16 protein-coding genes and 2 tRNA genes are annotated in these 17,126 nt (G+C 33.1%); 7 read left to right on the forward strand and 11 right to left on the reverse strand.

Annotation, left to right across the window (positions count from 1 at the left end; genetic code table 11):
* Window positions 1-42: 42 nt before the first annotated feature.
* The 3 genes from R3L15_RS07645 to tgt are packed head-to-tail and all read right to left on the reverse strand — an operon-like array spanning window position 43 to window position 3,151.
* Window positions 43-957 carry a DMT family transporter gene (locus R3L15_RS07645; protein WP_338730924.1) on the reverse strand — a complete coding sequence of 305 codons (915 nt, stop codon included), beginning with the start codon at window positions 955-957 and terminating at the stop codon, window positions 43-45.
* The gene (locus tag R3L15_RS07650; protein ID WP_338730925.1) at window positions 944-2,020 is read right to left on the reverse strand and encodes an LptF/LptG family permease; all 1,077 of its coding nucleotides are present in this window, start codon (window positions 2,018-2,020) and stop codon (window positions 944-946) included. Before R3L15_RS07650 ends, R3L15_RS07645 begins: the two co-directional genes overlap by 14 nt.
* Window positions 2,021-3,151 (reverse strand): tRNA guanosine(34) transglycosylase Tgt, encoded by a 1,131-nt coding sequence (gene tgt / locus R3L15_RS07655; RefSeq protein WP_338730927.1) that lies wholly within the window; start codon window positions 3,149-3,151, stop codon window positions 2,021-2,023. It abuts the gene before it with no gap.
* Between the two features lie 193 nt (window positions 3,152-3,344).
* Here tgt and R3L15_RS07660 point away from each other — a divergent pair, with 193 nt between their 5' ends.
* From R3L15_RS07660 to R3L15_RS07670, 3 genes are read left to right on the forward strand one after another with little or no spacing between them, the layout of a single operon-like run.
* Complete coding sequence (locus R3L15_RS07660; protein WP_338730929.1) at window positions 3,345-4,190, forward strand: transketolase; 846 nt, start codon at window positions 3,345-3,347, stop codon at window positions 4,188-4,190.
* A gap of 19 nt (window positions 4,191-4,209) precedes the next feature.
* Window positions 4,210-5,163 (forward strand): transketolase C-terminal domain-containing protein, encoded by a 954-nt coding sequence (locus R3L15_RS07665; protein WP_338730930.1) that lies wholly within the window; start codon window positions 4,210-4,212, stop codon window positions 5,161-5,163.
* Between the two features lie 53 nt (window positions 5,164-5,216).
* Entirely contained in the window at window positions 5,217-5,807 is a 591-nt protein-coding gene (locus R3L15_RS07670; protein ID WP_338730931.1) for an outer membrane beta-barrel protein, read from the forward strand.
* Window positions 5,808-5,877: 70 nt separating this feature from the next.
* Here the strand turns inward: R3L15_RS07670 and R3L15_RS07675 are convergent, their stop codons facing one another.
* Complete coding sequence (locus tag R3L15_RS07675) at window positions 5,878-6,912, reverse strand: peptidylprolyl isomerase (RefSeq protein WP_338730932.1); 1,035 nt, start codon at window positions 6,910-6,912, stop codon at window positions 5,878-5,880.
* An 81-nt stretch (window positions 6,913-6,993) separates the two neighbouring features.
* Between R3L15_RS07675 and R3L15_RS07680 the strand changes: the two genes are divergently transcribed.
* Window positions 6,994-7,368 (forward strand): RNA-binding S4 domain-containing protein, encoded by a 375-nt coding sequence (locus tag R3L15_RS07680; protein ID WP_338730934.1) that lies wholly within the window; start codon window positions 6,994-6,996, stop codon window positions 7,366-7,368.
* Window positions 7,369-7,409: 41 nt separating this feature from the next.
* Window positions 7,410-7,913 carry a phosphoribosyltransferase family protein gene (locus R3L15_RS07685; RefSeq protein ID WP_338730936.1) on the forward strand — a complete coding sequence of 168 codons (504 nt, stop codon included), beginning with the start codon at window positions 7,410-7,412 and terminating at the stop codon, window positions 7,911-7,913.
* On the opposite strand, the gene R3L15_RS07690 is transcribed toward R3L15_RS07685, so the two are convergent.
* Window positions 7,905-8,423: a shikimate kinase gene (locus R3L15_RS07690; RefSeq protein ID WP_338730938.1), complete on the reverse strand. Its 519-nt coding sequence runs from the start codon at window positions 8,421-8,423 to the stop codon at window positions 7,905-7,907. The two genes, R3L15_RS07685 and R3L15_RS07690, sit on opposite strands and share 9 nt — an antisense overlap.
* Before the next feature lie 128 nt (window positions 8,424-8,551).
* Between R3L15_RS07690 and R3L15_RS07695 the strand changes: the two genes are divergently transcribed.
* Both R3L15_RS07695 and R3L15_RS07700 read left to right on the forward strand, forming a co-directional pair.
* Window positions 8,552-8,624 (forward strand) — tRNA-Lys (locus tag R3L15_RS07695).
* Window positions 8,625-8,678: 54 nt separating this feature from the next.
* Window positions 8,679-8,764, forward strand: a tRNA-Leu gene (locus tag R3L15_RS07700).
* A 1-nt stretch (window position 8,765) separates the two neighbouring features.
* On the opposite strand, the gene R3L15_RS07705 is transcribed toward R3L15_RS07700, so the two are convergent.
* From R3L15_RS07705 to R3L15_RS07730, 6 genes are all read right to left on the reverse strand, one after another.
* Entirely contained in the window at window positions 8,766-9,332 is a 567-nt protein-coding gene (locus R3L15_RS07705; protein ID WP_338730939.1) for a TlpA disulfide reductase family protein, read from the reverse strand.
* A gap of 81 nt (window positions 9,333-9,413) precedes the next feature.
* Entirely contained in the window at window positions 9,414-11,678 is a 2,265-nt protein-coding gene (locus R3L15_RS07710) for an aconitate hydratase (protein WP_338730940.1), read from the reverse strand.
* Between the two features lie 215 nt (window positions 11,679-11,893).
* On the reverse strand, window positions 11,894-12,847 hold the full coding sequence (locus R3L15_RS07715; RefSeq protein ID WP_338730942.1) for a MoxR family ATPase: 954 nt from the start codon (window positions 12,845-12,847) through the stop codon (window positions 11,894-11,896).
* A 3-nt stretch (window positions 12,848-12,850) separates the two neighbouring features.
* On the reverse strand, window positions 12,851-14,308 hold the full coding sequence (locus R3L15_RS07720) for a peptidylprolyl isomerase (protein ID WP_405023535.1): 1,458 nt from the start codon (window positions 14,306-14,308) through the stop codon (window positions 12,851-12,853).
* The gene (locus R3L15_RS07725; protein WP_338730945.1) at window positions 14,271-15,098 is read right to left on the reverse strand and encodes a peptidyl-prolyl cis-trans isomerase; all 828 of its coding nucleotides are present in this window, start codon (window positions 15,096-15,098) and stop codon (window positions 14,271-14,273) included. The genes R3L15_RS07720 and R3L15_RS07725 overlap by 38 nt, the downstream gene beginning before the upstream one ends.
* 30 nt (window positions 15,099-15,128) lie before the next feature.
* Window positions 15,129-17,078 (reverse strand): peptidylprolyl isomerase, encoded by a 1,950-nt coding sequence (locus R3L15_RS07730; RefSeq protein ID WP_338730946.1) that lies wholly within the window; start codon window positions 17,076-17,078, stop codon window positions 15,129-15,131.
* Window positions 17,079-17,126: the final 48 nt, after the last annotated feature.

Consider the following 17,126-nt stretch of genomic DNA (forward strand, 5'->3'; position numbering starts at 1 on the left):
GGTTTAAAATTTAATATTAGTTAGCCTACAAATATAAAAACTTTAATCATCAAATTGAGATAACGTTCTTTTCTTTTTAAGGTTTTTAATATTCTTAATAATACCATTTAGCAGTACCGTTATAACAATAATACCTGCGCCTAAATAAAAGTTTATACTCATAGTTTCCTTTTCTGGGAAAATAATTAACGCTAAAAGTATACCATAAACAGGTTCTAGATTATAGGTAAGTACAACGGTGTAAGGCGTTATATTTTTCATTATGTAAACGGTAGCCACAAAAGTGTATGCTGTACAAATGGTTGCGAGAATTATAAGCCAAAGTAAATCATTAAGAGATATTGAAAAAAACATTTTTGAAAACCCGTTAATAGAAAACATTAAATAAACCGAAATAAATAATACTCCTGCAATAAACTCGTAAAACGATATAACTGAAGCTTTATGGATTTCTAAAAACTTACCATTTAAAACAGCAAAAAGTGACGAAAAAACAGCTGATAAGACCCCTATTAGTAAAGCTTTAAAATGATGAAACTCATTTTTAGTTATAATACTAACGCCTATTATGATAATAATTCCGAAGAGAATTTCGTACCAACTTGGTTTTCGTTTAAATATTAAAGGCTCTATAAAAGACACAAAAAAAGATCCAGTTGAAAAAGCAGCTAACGCGATAGAGATATTGGCTGTTTTAATAGCTTCGAAAAACGTAATCCAGTGTAAGGCAATAATAATACCAGCTAGCGAAAATTTAGTCAATTCCTTTTTAGAAACTTGAATGTTAACTTTAAACACCACCAAGTAAAGGCTCATTACCACTAAAGCAATTAACATTCTATACCAAACTAAAGAAATAGCCTCGATAGAAATTAAAGCTCCTATTACCGCTGTGAATCCGGCTATAAAAACTAAAAAATGAAGGTGTGAATAATCTTTTAGCTTATCGTTTAGCATTTAACAACAAGTATACAGCTAAAATACCAAATAAAATATTAGGAAACCAGACAGCGATTAAGGGAGGAAAATCTGATTGTGCTGCCATAACACCAAAAATCTTGTCGAAAAACACAAATGTCATAGCAATACAAATACCAAAAGCAAGGTTTACGCCCATTCCGCCACGGCGTTTTATAGAAGAAACGGCAACTGCTATAATGGTTAAAATGAATACCGATACAGGTAAACTCCACTTTTTATATTTAACTAGCTTATATCTGCTTATATAAGAAGAACCTCGTTTTTCTTCCTTTTCAATAAAACGGTTAAGCTCGCCATAAGGTAATGTTTCTGCTATGTATTCTACAGGTGTTAAATCTTCAAGATCGAAAGAAAAAACTGTATCTTTTCGTCTGGTTGTTTCTAAGATATCGTTGTCTTTACCTATGTTACGTTTTACATATGAAATTAAACGATATGTAGAGTCTTCCTCTACAAACCTAATAGACGATGCACTAATTTTGTAGACCATTTTATCGTTTTCAAAATGCTCTAAGGTGAAGTTTCTCCCTATATTACGCTTTACATCAAAACTACTTACATAAATGTAATCGTTATCATTTATCTGCCTGTAAACGTTTTGTGTTTCTTGAGCTTTACGTCCTTTCTTTAAATACTTATAGGTAAAGTCGTTAAACCCTTTACTTGCCTCGGGTGCTAAATACATTCCTAAAAACAATGCTAAAATAGCTACAAGTGTTCCTCCAATCATATAAGGTCTTAAAAACCTATAAAATGACACCCCTGAACTTAAAAAAGCAACAATTTCTGTGTTATTGGCTAATTTTGACGTAAACCAAATTACTGATAAGAATAAAAATAACGGGAATAATAAGTGTGCAAAATATATGGTAAAATCTAAAAAATAAAGCATAACCTCGTTAAAAGGCGCTTCGTTTTCTAATATTTTACCAATTTTTTCGGCTAAATGAACCGTAATACCAATAGGCACAAACAACAATAGCATTACAAAGAATGTAAACAAATATCGCTTTAATATGTACCAGTCTAAAATTTTCATTTACAAACGCTTGTCCATTTGTTTAACCATTTTATCCTTCCAGGTTCTAAAATCTCCGGCTAAGATATGCTTTCTAGCTTCGCGAACCAACCATAAATAAAAGCCTAAATTATGTATGGTTGCTATTTGTTTTCCTAACAATTCATTCACTGTAAACAAATGTCTTAAATAGGCTTTGCTATATTCGGTATCAACAAAAGTGATGCCCATATCATCTATAGGAGAGAAATCATCTTCCCACTTTTTATTTTTGATATTTATGGTACCATGAGCGGTAAACAACATACCATTTCTTGCATTTCTTGTAGGCATGACGCAATCGAACATATCAACTCCTAAAGCAATATTTTCTAGTATGTTTATTGGTGTTCCAACACCCATTAAATAGCGAGGCTTATCTTCTGGTAAGATGTTGCACACCACATCGGTCATGGCATACATTTCTTCTGCGGGTTCTCCAACCGAAAGTCCACCAATAGCATTTCCTTCTGCACCTGCATTTGCTATATATTCTGCCGATTGTTGGCGCAAATCTTTATAAGTACTTCCTTGAACAATAGGAAAAAGTGTTTGGTTATAGTCGTATTTTAAAGGTGTTTTCTCTAAATGCTTAATACAACGGTCTAACCAACGATGTGTCATATGCATAGAGCGCTTTGCATAATGATAATCACACGGATATGGCGTACACTCATCAAAAGCCATAATAATATCAGCGCCTATAGTACGCTGAATTTCCATCACATTTTCTGGTGTAAACGTATGGTAACTACCATCTATATGCGATTTAAACTTAACGCCTTCTTCTTTAATTTTTCTATTGGCAGAAAGCGAATAAACTTGGTAGCCACCAGAATCGGTTAAAATATTTCTATCCCAATTCATGAACTTATGTAACCCGCCAGCAGCTTCTAAAATAGGTGTTTTAGGACGAAGGTATAAATGATAGGTGTTTCCTAGAATAATATCTGGATTAATATCATTTTTTAATTCGCGTTGATGCACCCCTTTAACAGAAGCGACAGTTCCTACGGGCATAAAAATAGGCGTTTCTATTGTGCCATGATCTGTAGTAATCGTTCCTGCTCTTGCTTTACTTTGTAAGTCTTTTGCTAGTAGGTCAAAAGTCATAGTTAAATTTTGTTGGCAGCAAAGATAACTAACTATATGTTACAAGCGTTGGACTTTATCATGATTTTAGGATTTACATAATTATCTGTATTGTTAGCAAATGATGTTTTTTAGTTAATAAATGCTTTAAAATAGCTTTATTAAATAGGGATAAAACTTTACTTTTGTAGCTTGAAAAAACAACACAATTAAAATGTCAAAATCACAACATTTAGAAGATTTAGTTATCCAAGTTCGTAGAGATATTTTACGAATGGTACACAAAGTTAATTCTGGTCACCCTGGAGGTTCTCTAGGTTGTACAGAATTTTTTGTAGCGCTTTATAATGAAATTATGGAGCAAAATGACGAGTTTAATATGGACGGAATTGGAGAAGATTTATTCTTTTTATCCAACGGACATATTTCTCCTGTATACTATAGTGTTTTAGCAAGAACTGGATATTTTCCAGTTGACGAGTTAAACACGTTCCGTTTAATTAACTCTAGACTTCAAGGTCATCCAACTACTCACGAAGGGTTACCAGGTATTAGAATTGCATCAGGATCATTAGGACAAGGTATGAGTGTTGCCATTGGTGCGGCTCAAGCTAAAAAATTAAATAACGATAAGCATTTAATTTATAGTCTTCATGGCGATGGCGAATTACAAGAAGGGCAAAATTGGGAAGCCATTATGTATGCTTCAGCAAAAAAAGTGGATAACCTTATTGCTACTGTAGATTTAAACGGGCAACAAATAGATGGATCCACTGATGATGTTTTAGACATGGGCGATGTAAAATCTAAGTTTGAAGCCTTTGGTTGGATTGTAATAGAGATAGAAGAAGGTAATAATTTAGAAGCTATCCTAAAAGGAATGGCAGAAGCTAAAAATAAAACAGGCCAAGAAAAACCTGTTTGTGTACTACTAAAAACAGTTATGGGTAATGGTGTAGACTTTATGATGCATACACATGCTTGGCATGGTAAAGCTCCTAACGATGAGCAATTAGCTATTGGACTAGAGCAAAATCCAGAAACTTTAGGAGACTATTAATTTAACAACCGAAGAAAACATGAAAACTTATACATATACAGAGAAGAAAGATACAAGAAGTGGTTTTGGTGCTGGGTTAACCGAGTTAGGACGCACAAACCCTAATGTTGTTGCTTTATGTGCCGATTTAATAGGCTCACTTAAAATGAATGATTTTATTGCCGAAAATCCTGAAAGATTTTTTCAAGTGGGTATTGCCGAGGCTAATATGATGGGTATTGCTGCAGGACTAACTATTGGTGGAAAAATTCCATTTACAGGAACATTCGCCAACTTTTCAACAGGACGAGTTTACGATCAAATCCGTCAATCTATAGCATATTCAGGAAAAAATGTGAAAATATGTGCTTCTCACGCTGGTTTAACTTTAGGTGAAGATGGTGCAACACACCAAATACTTGAAGACATTGGCTTAATGAAAATGTTACCAGGTATGACTGTAATAAACACCTGCGATTATAACCAAACAAAAGCCGCAACAATTGCTATTGCAGAGCATGATGGGCCAGTATATTTACGCTTTGGAAGACCAAAAGTGCCTGTATTCACACCAGAAAATCAAACTTTTGAAATTGGTAAAGGCATTAAATTAACCGAAGGTAACGATGTTACTATAGTTGCTACAGGTCATTTAGTTTGGGAAGCTTTGGAAGCTTCAAAAGAATTACATGAAAAAGGGATTTCTGCTGAAGTTATTAATATTCATACTATTAAACCATTAGATGAAAAAATTATTTTAGACTCTGTTGCCAAAACAAAATGCATTGTAACTGCTGAAGAGCACAACTACTTAGGTGGTTTAGGAGAAAGTGTTTCTAGAACATTAGCGACTCACAATCCTGCACCACAAGAATTTGTAGCAACTCAAGATACTTTTGGTGAATCTGGAACTCCAGATCAGCTTATGGAGAAGTATGGTTTAAACAGTAAATCTATTGTTTCTGCTTCAGAAAAAGTTTTAAAAAGAAAATAATTCTTGTTTTTATACGTTTTTGTACTACACACAAAATCTTAAAAACAATTATTATGAAACATATTATCACAACCATTGCATGCTCTTTTGCAATGGTTTTTTTTGTTAATGGGCAAAATAAAAATGGTATTGGTTTTAAAGGAGGTATTAATTACAATGCTAATGGCGATTATTTTGAGTCGGTAAACCAAAATGCTAAAACTCCAGATAGAAATATTGGTTACCACTTTGGTATTTTTGGTAAAGTTGGCAATAAATTATTTATAAAACCTGAATTAGTCTATACAAAAACAAAAAGTGATTATGACGATGCTAGTTTTGACATGCAAAAGTTAGACGCTCCTGTTCTTGTTGGAATTAATTTTTTTAAAGTTTTTAATGCTTTTGCGGGACCTTCATTTCAATACATTTTAGACACCGAGTTTGATGGAATAAGTATTGATAATGTAGAAAACGATTTTACTGTTGGAATTAATTTTGGAGTTGGCGTTAGTTTTAACAGAGTAGGAATTGACTTAAGATATGAACGTGGCTTTAGTGATAATGAAGCTACCTTTATTGATGATAATTTAAGTAATGGCATTGTTAGTAGAATTGATACAAGACCAGATCAACTTATTCTTAGCTTAAGCTTAATTTTATAATAATAGCTTTCAGAATTAAAAAAGGCACGTTTTAAAAACGTGCCTTTTTTAATATTTTGATATTAGAATGTTAATCTACTTCAACAGCAATGGTGTCATCTAAGTAATCTGGCGTTCCATCGTTATTTGTATCTCTTAAAATAACGGTGTTAATAGTTATTTCTCCATTATCATCTTCTTCTCTGTCCATTTCGTATTCATTGCTTTGAAAAGTAGGCTCAGGATCGCCTAAACCAGGATTATATGTATGGGTATCATAATCTAGCTCATCTCTAGTTAACACTCCATCACCGTCATCGTCATTATCGATAAAATTAGCTAATGAATCGCCATCTGTATCATCGTTATACGGATCGCCATCACCATCTAAATCTTCAAGGTAAGAATCTATATTATCCACATCATAATCAGTATGAATAACATTCATAAGACCTATTTTAAAAATCATAGGCGTATAAGCTGGCAAGCCAGACGTTCCTGAAGAAAAATACCCTATACCAGAAGGGATAAAAATAGCACCAATACCATAGTTTTTATACGTAAATGTTCCATCACCATTGTCCACATGATTATAACCTGCATTAAACTCGACTAGGCCATCTCTAAAGCCATCTACAACACCTATTACACTAGTCCCAATAGTCGTTAAGTTAAGTCTAATTGGATTTACGGTACTGTCAAATACATAACCATCTTCAATATTAATACCTTCATAATTTAGGAAAGCTTCATCTGAAGCATGTAAATCCTCACCTAAACCTTGTCTTACTTTTAAAAAATATAACTTGTATTCTATATTATTATATTCAACAATTTTCTCCTCTACTTGATCTATTAAAGGCGTTTTATCACTATTATCACCTTCAATTTCACCAAATGTTATTTGAAAATTATCGTTATCGCTCCCATAAGGGTCACCAAAATTAAAATCGTCGTAATTGTAAAAGTGAGTAGATAAATATTCTTCTATTTGGGCAATGTCTTCCTCATAAACTTCTGCCCTATCTCTAACCGAAACAGATGCTACGGAATCATCTTCTTCCTCACATCCTAAAAAAATTGATAACGAAGCTACTATAGCTACGGTAACTTTTCTTAATTTCATATTTATAAACTTTTAATGCGCAAGATACAATATTATAATATTTTTGCACTATAACATTAACGTAGTTTTTTATATTTAAATATGCGAGTTGATAAATTTCTTTGGTGTGTTCGATATTACAAAACAAGAAGTAAAGCCACTACGGCTTGTAAAAAAGGACACGTGAAAATTAATGGAGAGCCAATAAAACCTAGTCGAGAGGTTTACCCTACTGATGAAATTCAAGTGAGAAAGAACCAAATTAATTACAAACTTACTGTTAACGATTTACCCCCTAATAGAGTTGGCGCCAAATTAGTTGATATTTATAGGACAGATACAACACCTAAAACGGAATTTGAAGGTCAAGAACTGCTTAAATACTCGAAAGACTATTATAGAAAAAAAGGTACTGGAAGACCTACAAAAAAAGATAGAAGAGATATCGATGATTTTCATGATGAAAATGAAATTTAACCTTTGCAATGTCTATCTTTGAAAAACATAATTTGCAACAAATGAGCTCTACTAAAAATATCATTTTAACACATCAAGAAATTAACCATAAAATAACGCGTATTGCGTACCAAATTTATGAGAGTAATGTTAATGAAAAAGCCATTATTCTTGCTGGTATAGATAGTAATGGCTACGTTCTTGCAAAAAAAATAAAAACTACACTAAGTAAAATTTCTGATTTAGATATTACGCTTTGCAAAGTAATTATAGATAAAAAGCATCCTTTAAACGATATTAAAACGTCTTTAAAAGCTTCTGAATATACCAACAAATCTATTGTTTTAATAGATGATGTTTTAAACTCAGGGAGTACCTTAATATATGGTGTAAAACATTTTTTAAATGTGCCATTAAAACAATTTAAAACAGCTGTTTTGGTTAACAGAAATCATAAAAAATATCCCGTAAAAGCCGATTTTAAAGGTATTTCTCTTTCAACATCGCTTAAAGAACATGTTGAAGTCGTTTTAGAAGGAAAAGCGTTTGAAGCGTATTTAGAATAATGAAGCTACAATTTGACTTACCACTTCTTCTGGAGACAAATCATCAACATCTATTACTAAATCGCTTTTTAAATAAAATTCGGAACGTTCAAATAAATGTTTCCCTACAAACTCGGTTAAACTATCACGTTCTTCTATGTGAGTAATAAGAGGTCTTTTCTCTCTTTCTAAAATTAGCCTATCTACCAAAGTTGGTATTTTAGCTTTTAAGTATACAGTTACAACATTATCATGAGCTTTAATTCGCTCCATATTATTTCCATAACATGGAGTTCCTCCTCCTAAAGACACCACACGATTATCATACTTAAAAAGCTCTAATAAATATTTATATTCTTGCTTTCTAAAGTAAACTTCTCCTTTATTTTTAAAAATAGTCGAAATAGTAGCGGCTTCTTTTTCTTCAATAAGATTATCAAAGTCTACAAAATTAAAATCTAAAATGGCTGATAATTGTTTTCCAACAGTTGATTTCCCACTTCCCATGTAACCGACTAAAAAAATATTCATATGCTTATAAACTGATAATTAAAACACTAACTAAATTCAATGCAAAAAAACGAAAAATTATCTAAAAAAGGGTTTGGAATATTGATTAAAGGTTATATATTTGCACCCTCGTTAAGAGAAACACAGGAGACTTGGTAGCTCAGTTGGTAGAGCATCTCCCTTTTAAGGAGAGGGTCCTGGGTTCGAGCCCCAGCCAAGTCACAAAAAAAGTTAAGCATTTTGCTTAACTTTTTTTATTTTTGCTTACCTCATTAAGCGCACGTGGCGGAATTGGTAGACGCGTTAGGTTGAGGGCCTAATGACCGCTTTTGGTCGTGGAAGTTCGAGTCTTCTCGTGCGCACTTATTCTTCTTCTAGTAATTTATTTATTGCATTCCTTACTTTATCACTATTCCAATTAGCAGCCCCCGTTTTATCTATTACAATATTCCCTTTTTTGTCTATTAAAAACGTTCTAGGAATGCTACTTACATTAAAATTTGATGGATATTGAGTTATAGAACTATGTACATTAAAAGCATACTTATTCTTTTTTAAAAACTGCTCTAGAGTTTCAATATCTTCATTAGAAACAAAATAGAAATCAACTTTATCACTATAATCCAGATATAATTCGTTTAAGTTAGACATCTCTGCGATACATGGCGGACACCAAGTTGCCCAAAAGTTAATAAGCGCCACTCTCCCTTGAGATTTTGAGAAATTAGATTGATTACCATTTACATCTTCTAAACGCCAATTATATGTCTTTATTTTCTGTCTATTCTCCTCATTAATTGTTGATGGTGGAATAAGGGCCAAGCCTTTTTGCAGAAATACCTGTATTGGTTGCCGCGTTTGCGGAATAATAAGTAAGACTATAAACACGAAAAATACTATGTTTTTTATTTGTGCTTTTTTTAATTTCATATAAAAATTAGTTTAGGTACATCATAAAAAAAGCTCCTGAAACACAGGAGCTTTTTTGATTAAAAAATATGTATTCCTTAATTACGCGTTTTGAGCTGCAATAAGGTTTAATGCAGAACCTGCGTTATACCAAGCAATTTGTGCTTCGTTATACGTATGATTCACTTTTATTTGATCTTTACTACCGTCAGCATGAGCTATTTCAATAGTTAATGGCTTATCTGGAGCAAACTCATTTAAGTCTAAGAAGTTGAAGGTATCATCTTCTTGAATTAAATCGTAATCATTTTCATTATCAAATGTTAAAGCTAACATACCTTGTTTTTTAAGGTTTGTTTCATGAATACGTGCAAAAGACTTTACAATTACAGCAGCAACACCTAAGTGTCTTGGCTCCATTGCCGCATGTTCACGAGACGATCCTTCACCGTAGTTATGATCTCCTACTACAATGGTTTTTATACCTTTTGCTTTATATTCACGTTGTGTATCTGGTACACCTGCATATTCTCCTGTAATTTGGCTTTTAACCATATTGGTTTTCTTGTTATAAGCATTAACAGCACCAATTAAACAGTTGTTTGAAATATTATCTAAATGCCCACGGAAACGCAACCAAGGTCCAGCCATAGAAATATGATCGGTAGTACACTTACCAAATGCTTTAATTAACAATTTGGCGCCTGTAATTTCATTACCAATTGGCTTAAATGGTGTTAGCAGCTCTAATCTTTCAGAATCGTCGGCGACAACAACTTCTACATTGCTACCGTCTTCAACTGGATTAACATAACCGTTTTCTTTAACTTCAAAACCTTTTGGTGGTAATTCCCATCCTGTTGGTTCGTCTAACATGACTTCTTCACCATCTTCGTTAATTAACGTGTCTGTCATTGGATTGAAGTCTAAACGACCGGCAATAGCGATAGCAGCTGTCATTTCTGGAGAAGCTACAAAGGCATGCGTATTTGGGTTTCCATCGGCACGCTTAGCAAAGTTTCTGTTAAATGAGTGTACAATACTGTTTTTTGGAGCGTTCTTAGGGTCTTCATAACGCGCCCACTGACCAATACAAGGGCCACAAGCATTAGTAAATATTTTAGCATCTAATTTTTCAAAAATATCTAAAATACCATCACGTTCTGTTGTGTATCTTACCTGTTCTGAACCTGGATTAATACCAAACTCAGCTTTTGTTTTTAATTTTTTATCTAAGGCTTGCTGTGCAATTGAAGAAGCTCTTGATAAATCTTCGTAAGACGAGTTTGTACAAGATCCTATTAATCCCCATTCTACAGCTAAAGGCCATTCGTTTTGTTTAGCTTTATCTGTCATAGTACCTACTTCAGTTGCTAAATCTGGCGTAAACGGACCATTTAAGTGAGGCATTAATGTAGATAAATCGATTTCAATAACTTGATCAAAGTATTGTTCTGGGTTCGCATAAACCTCATCATCTGCTGTTAAGTATTCTCTAATTTTGTTTGCTTCATCAGCAACATCTTCTCTATCTGTAGCTCGTAAATAACGCTCCATAGAGTCGTCGTAACCAAAAGTTGATGTTGTGGCTCCAATTTCGGCACCCATATTACAAATGGTTCCTTTACCTGTACAAGATAAGTTTTTAGCACCTGGGCCAAAATATTCTACAATAGCTCCTGTTCCTCCTTTTACGGTAAGAATTTCAGCTACTTTTAAAATCACATCTTTAGGCGCTGTCCAACCAGAAATATTTCCAGTTAATTTAACACCAATTAATTTAGGAAACTTTAGTTCCCAAGCCATTCCTGCCATAACATCTACTGCATCTGCTCCACCAACACCAATAGCTACCATACCTAATCCTCCAGCATTAACTGTATGAGAATCGGTACCTATCATCATACCTCCTGGGAAGGCATAATTTTCTAAAACTACTTGGTGAATAATTCCTGCTCCAGGTTTCCAGAATCCAATACCATATTTATTTGATACTGATGCTAAAAAGTCAAACACTTCGCTACTGGTTTCGTTGGCACGTTTTAAATCGGCCGTAGCACCTTGTTTAGCTTGAATTAAGTGATCGCAGTGTACTGTTGTTGGAACAGCAACTTTATCCTTACCAGCTTGCATAAATTGTAACAACGCCATTTGCGCCGTTGCATCTTGACAAGCAATACGGTCTGGAGCAAAATCTACATAATCTTTAGCTCTTGTGTACGCTTTTGTTGGCTCGCCATCCCATAGGTGAGCGTATAAAATCTTTTCTGAAAGTGTTAATGGTTTACCTACCACTTCACGTGCTTTATCCACGCGCTTTGGCATTTCGGAGTAAACCTTTTTAATCATATCAATATCAAATGCCATATTAATTTTTAGTTTTTTTATTGTAAGTCTCGCAAAAATACAAATTTTGCTACGATTTTAAAAATATGTAACAAATAAGGTTTAAGCTTGAAATATTTTCAATAAAACAACAAAAACAACAACATAAAGTACGATATTCTTAATTTAAGAATTAAAAATATAATAAATTAACAACCTAAACTCAAATAAATGAGGATTGAGTTATTTAGAAAGAATTAAAATAAACTTTTGATGATTTCTTTCTCTGAAATTCCTTCGGCTTCTGCTTTGTAATTTTTTATAATTCTGTGTTTTAAAATACTATGCGCTACAGCTTGAACATCTTCAATATCTGGCGAGAATTTTCCATTAATGGCAGCGTGAGTTTTTGCTGCTAGAATTAAGTTTTGTGAGGCTCTTGGTCCTGCGCCCCAATCGATGTAATTTTTAACTAAATCGGCTGCTGTATTGGAGTTTGGTCTTGTTTTCCCTACCATTTTTACAGCATATTCCACAACATTATCGGCAACAGGTATTTTTCGTATTAAGTTTTGAATATCTACGATTTCTTTTGCTGTAAATAGTGGGTCAACGGTTTGTGTGTTGTCTGCTGTGGTAGATTTTACTACAGCAACTTCTTCTTCAAAAGAAGGGTACTCTAAATCTACTGCAAACATAAACCTATCTAACTGGGCTTCTGGCAACGGGTAAGTTCCTTCTTGCTCTATCGGGTTTTGAGTTGCTAAAACAAAATACGGTAAATCTAGCTTATAATGATGTCCTGCAACGGTTACAGCACGCTCTTGCATGGCTTCTAATAAAGCAGCTTGTGTTTTTGGAGGTGTACGGTTTATCTCGTCTGCTAAGATAATATTAGAAAAAACAGGTCCTTTTATAAATTTAAAATGACGGGTTTCATCTAAAATTTCACTTCCCAAAATATCGCTTGGCATTAAATCTGGCGTAAACTGTATACGTTTAAAGTCTAATCCTAAAGCTTGGGCAATGGTTTTTACCATTAAAGTTTTTGCCAATCCGGGAACACCAATTAGTAGTGTATGTCCGCCAGAAAAAATAGAAATTAACACTTGCTGAACCACATAGTCCTGACCAACAATTACTTTGGCTATTTCTGTTTTTAGTGCATTATACTTTATTACAAATTCTTCAATCTTAGCTACGTCTGACATATATTATTGTTTTAACCAATTCCCTGAAAAATCGCAATCTTTATACTCGCCATTAATTTTAATGTAAGTATCCATTATTTTTTCGTCTTGCCATTTTTCAATTGCTTTAAAACGCTTTTCGTTTAGTGCTAGTTCTTTTATTTTCAAATAGTCTTTAGAGTAATCTGCTACATGCTCGTTTACCCTATCTGTAACACGCATAATTTTAAACTTCATCACGCCTGTACGCGTTGTTTCGGTAATTATAGGGCTGATTTCGGCTTCTTCTAAATCTTGAATTTGGCCGTATAACTCTGGGTCCATTTTGGTTAATTCAAAGTTATAGTCTTGTGTGGCAGGATTAATTAAAAATCCACCTTCGCTTCTGGTTTCTTTTTCGTCACTTGATTCTCTAGCAGCATCTTCAAAAGAAATATCACCAGCCACTATGCGTTCTCTAATTTTTTCCACCTCTTCTCTAGCCTCTTTTACAGCAGATTGCGATACTTCTGGAATAAGTAATATGTGTCTTACATCGTATTCTTGCCCTCTAATTTTTTCTAGATATACAATATGAAATCCAAAATCGGTTTCGAATGGGTCTGAAATTTCACCTTCTTGAAGTGAAAATGCAGCTTCGCGAAACTCTTTAACCATTCTTGGTTTATTTCGGTTTAATGTGTATAAACCACCTGTAGCTATTGATGCTTTGTCATCTGAATATAGAACAACTTTGGAACGAAAACTAGCTCCGTTTTCTTGAACGTCGGCTTTAAATTGTTTTAATTGGTTTATGGCGCGTTGTCTATTTTCTTCTGAAACTTCTGGCTCTATAACAATTTGAGATACCTTAAGCTCTGTACCAAAGGTTGGTCTTTCGCTTTCGGGGATTTTATTAAAAAACTCTCTAACTTCTTCTGGAGTAACTTCTAGTTCATCGACAATTTTCTTTTGCATTTCGCCAGCCAATCGTTCAGATTTATTAATTTCGAACATTTCTTCACGAAGTTCTTTTTCTGATTTTCTGTTGTAGAAAGCAATTAATTCTTCCATGCTTTTTCCAGATTGTGCCATCATTTGCTGAAGCTGATAATCGACACTAGAACGTATTTCGGCATCGGTTACTTCAATACTATCTTGTACAGCGTGGTGTGCATACAGCTTGTCTTCCAACATTTTTCCAAATAACTGGCATCTAGACACGCCTTGTAAAGAGGCGCCGCTAGCTTTTAGCTCTAAAATTGTTTTATCTATATCGGAATCTAGAATAATATAATCGCCTACTACTGCTGCCACACCATCAATTTTTCTAGTTTGAAATGATGTTGCAGAGTCTTTTACTTTTGTTACTGCTACTTTGGTACTATCGTCTGAAATTATTTCTTGTGCATTTGAAAACAGACTAACAAAACAGGTAAGCACTGTGAATAATATAGTGGTGGTTTTAATTGTAAATTTCAAAGTTTTTATTTTTTGTTGCATCTTTAGTAATATCTTTCTCCAGCTCTTTAATAAGCTCTAACTTTCTTTTGTTTATAACAATTTGATCTATTGTAGGTTTTACGTATTCTAGCGGTGCTGTACTGTTACGTGTAAGCACATCGTTTACATGCATCAAATATAAACCTAATGAGTCTTTAAGTTGTATAAAATTAGATTTTTTTAACAGTTGCGGTTTATTTTCGATGGTTATTACAGGAACTTTATCCACAACTTGATCTAACTTAATCCATACTGAGTCTTTTAACGAGTAAGATTTAAATTGAATAGATATCGAATCTAAATGCTTTTTATCGCTTGTATTAAAACGCTTAAATTTTTCTTTAATAGCTTCTAGATTTATAGCATTTTCGTCTATATGAATGTAACGGAATTTAATTAAATCTTCGTTTAAATTAAATACCGATTTATTATCCTCATAATACGATTGTGCTTCAGAAAGCGTTACTGTTGTGTCTATATTTTTATCTACTAAAGCCTCTAAATAAGCATTAGAAAACAAATCGTTTTTATATTTTACTGTTAAATCTTCAAACGCTTGAACTTGCTGCTCGGATAAATTGCGTTTTGCGCCTTCTACCAAAAGTTGCTGTGTGGCCCAACGGTTAATATAATTGTTTACTAAAACAGTGCTATCTTCTTTAGATAAATTGTCTGACAATAACTTTTCTATATCTTCTTTATACAAATAAGTATCGTTTACTCTAGCTACCGGCGTGCTTTCCTCTGTTTTTTTAAAGAAATTACAAGCACTTAATGTAACTAAAAGCAAACATAACAATATGAATTTACGTGTATGCAATTATTGATTAATTTGAGATTTTACTTTACTTAATACGGCTTTATTAACAACTACATTATATTTTAGGTGAAGCTGTTTTACAAACTCTCGCTCTTTATAATTTTGAAAATCTGTTAATACAATACCTTCTACCTCATCAAATTGTTTTAATGTTTTTGGAAGTACTTCTTTCACATCTATAACTAAAAAAGCATCGTTTTTATGATATATTTTCGACACGCCTTTTTGAAAATTAAAGTCTTCTGGCAACGATTGATGATCTCTTTCTAAAATTCCTGAAGTGAATATTACATTCACTTTGCCATCTTTGTTTATGGTGTTTTTTATTGTTTCTGGCGATGTGCCTTTGGCAAGCATTTTAGATGCTTTTTTAATAACACTTTTCTTTGCCGATGATGCCACTACCGCATCTACTCTTGTATTCCAAAAGTAGTTTTCTTTATTTTTTTTGTAAAAAGCTTTTAAGCCTACGGTATCATTTTTAGCGGCATTCCATATTTTTGTCTCCATTAAGTCGAATAGCAATAACCCATCTCTGTATTCGGTAATAATATTAGCATATTCTTCATTTACATCTTCTAAATGGGCTTCTCTATACTCAATTAAATGGTTACTTAAGAATACCTTATAATGTTCTTTTACTAAAACGTCTATTGGTTTTTTACCGCTTTGACGTCTTTGTGTTTTTATCAAATACTCACCAAAATCCGAATATGTTAATTGTAAGTCTCCTATGCTAACTAAGTTTTCTTCTGATTTAAAGTCTTTTGGCAATTGCCAAGTTCTCTTAAAATAATCTTCATTTAAAATTGACTCAAAATAGGCTAAAGCATCATTGTTTGGTGTTATATTATAGTCCTGTTTAAGTTTATTTACCAAAGCCTCATTTATAAGTTGCGATCTGGAATCTCTTTTTACTTTTGCTTCTAATTGAGGTTTCATATCGCTAAAAGACCCCATAGGCGATATTTTATACAACTTAACAATATGCCACCCAAATTGCGTTTGAAAAGGTTCTGAAACATCACCTTCTTTTTGTAATGAAAAAGCAACATCTTCAAACTCCTGAGAACTTAACTGACCACCTTCAAAAGCAGGTAAAAGGCCGCCTTTTTTGGCAGAACTTACATCATTTGAAAATTGTTTAGCTAAAGCTTCAAAATCTTCTCCTTGCTGAAGTTTTTGATATATTGCATTAATTCTCGTTTCGGCATTTTCTTGTGTTGTGTTTTCTTTATTATTTGAAATCATAATATGAGCCACGGTGCGTTCTCCGCGAGATGCTCTTTTATCATCTACTTTTACAATATGATATCCAAATCTTGTTTTAAATGGCATTGATATTTCTCCTACAGGTGTATTATATGCTGCATTTTCAAAATCATAAACCATTTTAAACCCTGAAAAATATCCTAAATCTTCTGCAAAAATTGTTTTTCCATTATGCACATCGTTTTTTACGCTTTCAAAACCTTCATTTACAACTCTTTCTCGCAATTTAATTAACTCGTTGTAAGCAAAAAGAGTATCATCGGGCTTAGGGTTTGGGCTAAGTTTTATTAAAATATGACTTGCTTTAATCTCGTTAGTTACCCTTTCGTAGGCTTCCTCTACCAATTCTGAAGTTACTTTGTTATTGGTTAGGTAATTTTTAGCTAGCTGCTTTTTATAACCTTCTAACTCTCTTTGATAAGACTGCTTATTGTCAAGTCCTAATGCTTGGGCTTCTTTAAGTTTTAGCTTGTAATCTATAAATAGTTTTAAATACTCATCAACATCTTTTTGCGATTCGTCTTTAACCAAATCTAAATTCTTCTTAAAAACTCTTATAAATTCTTTGGAATAAATAGGACTATCGTCAACAGTAAACAAAACATCGCTTTGAGAAGTTTGCGCTTGTAATGTGCTTGAAAAAAAACATATTGCAAGAAAGAAATAAATACGAAGCATACTTTTATTTTAATATGAATACCTGCAAAAATAAAACAATTAGTCTAT

The sequence above is a fragment of the Mangrovimonas cancribranchiae genome (assembly GCF_037126245.1).
GTDB lineage: Bacteria > Bacteroidota > Bacteroidia > Flavobacteriales > Flavobacteriaceae > Mangrovimonas > Mangrovimonas cancribranchiae.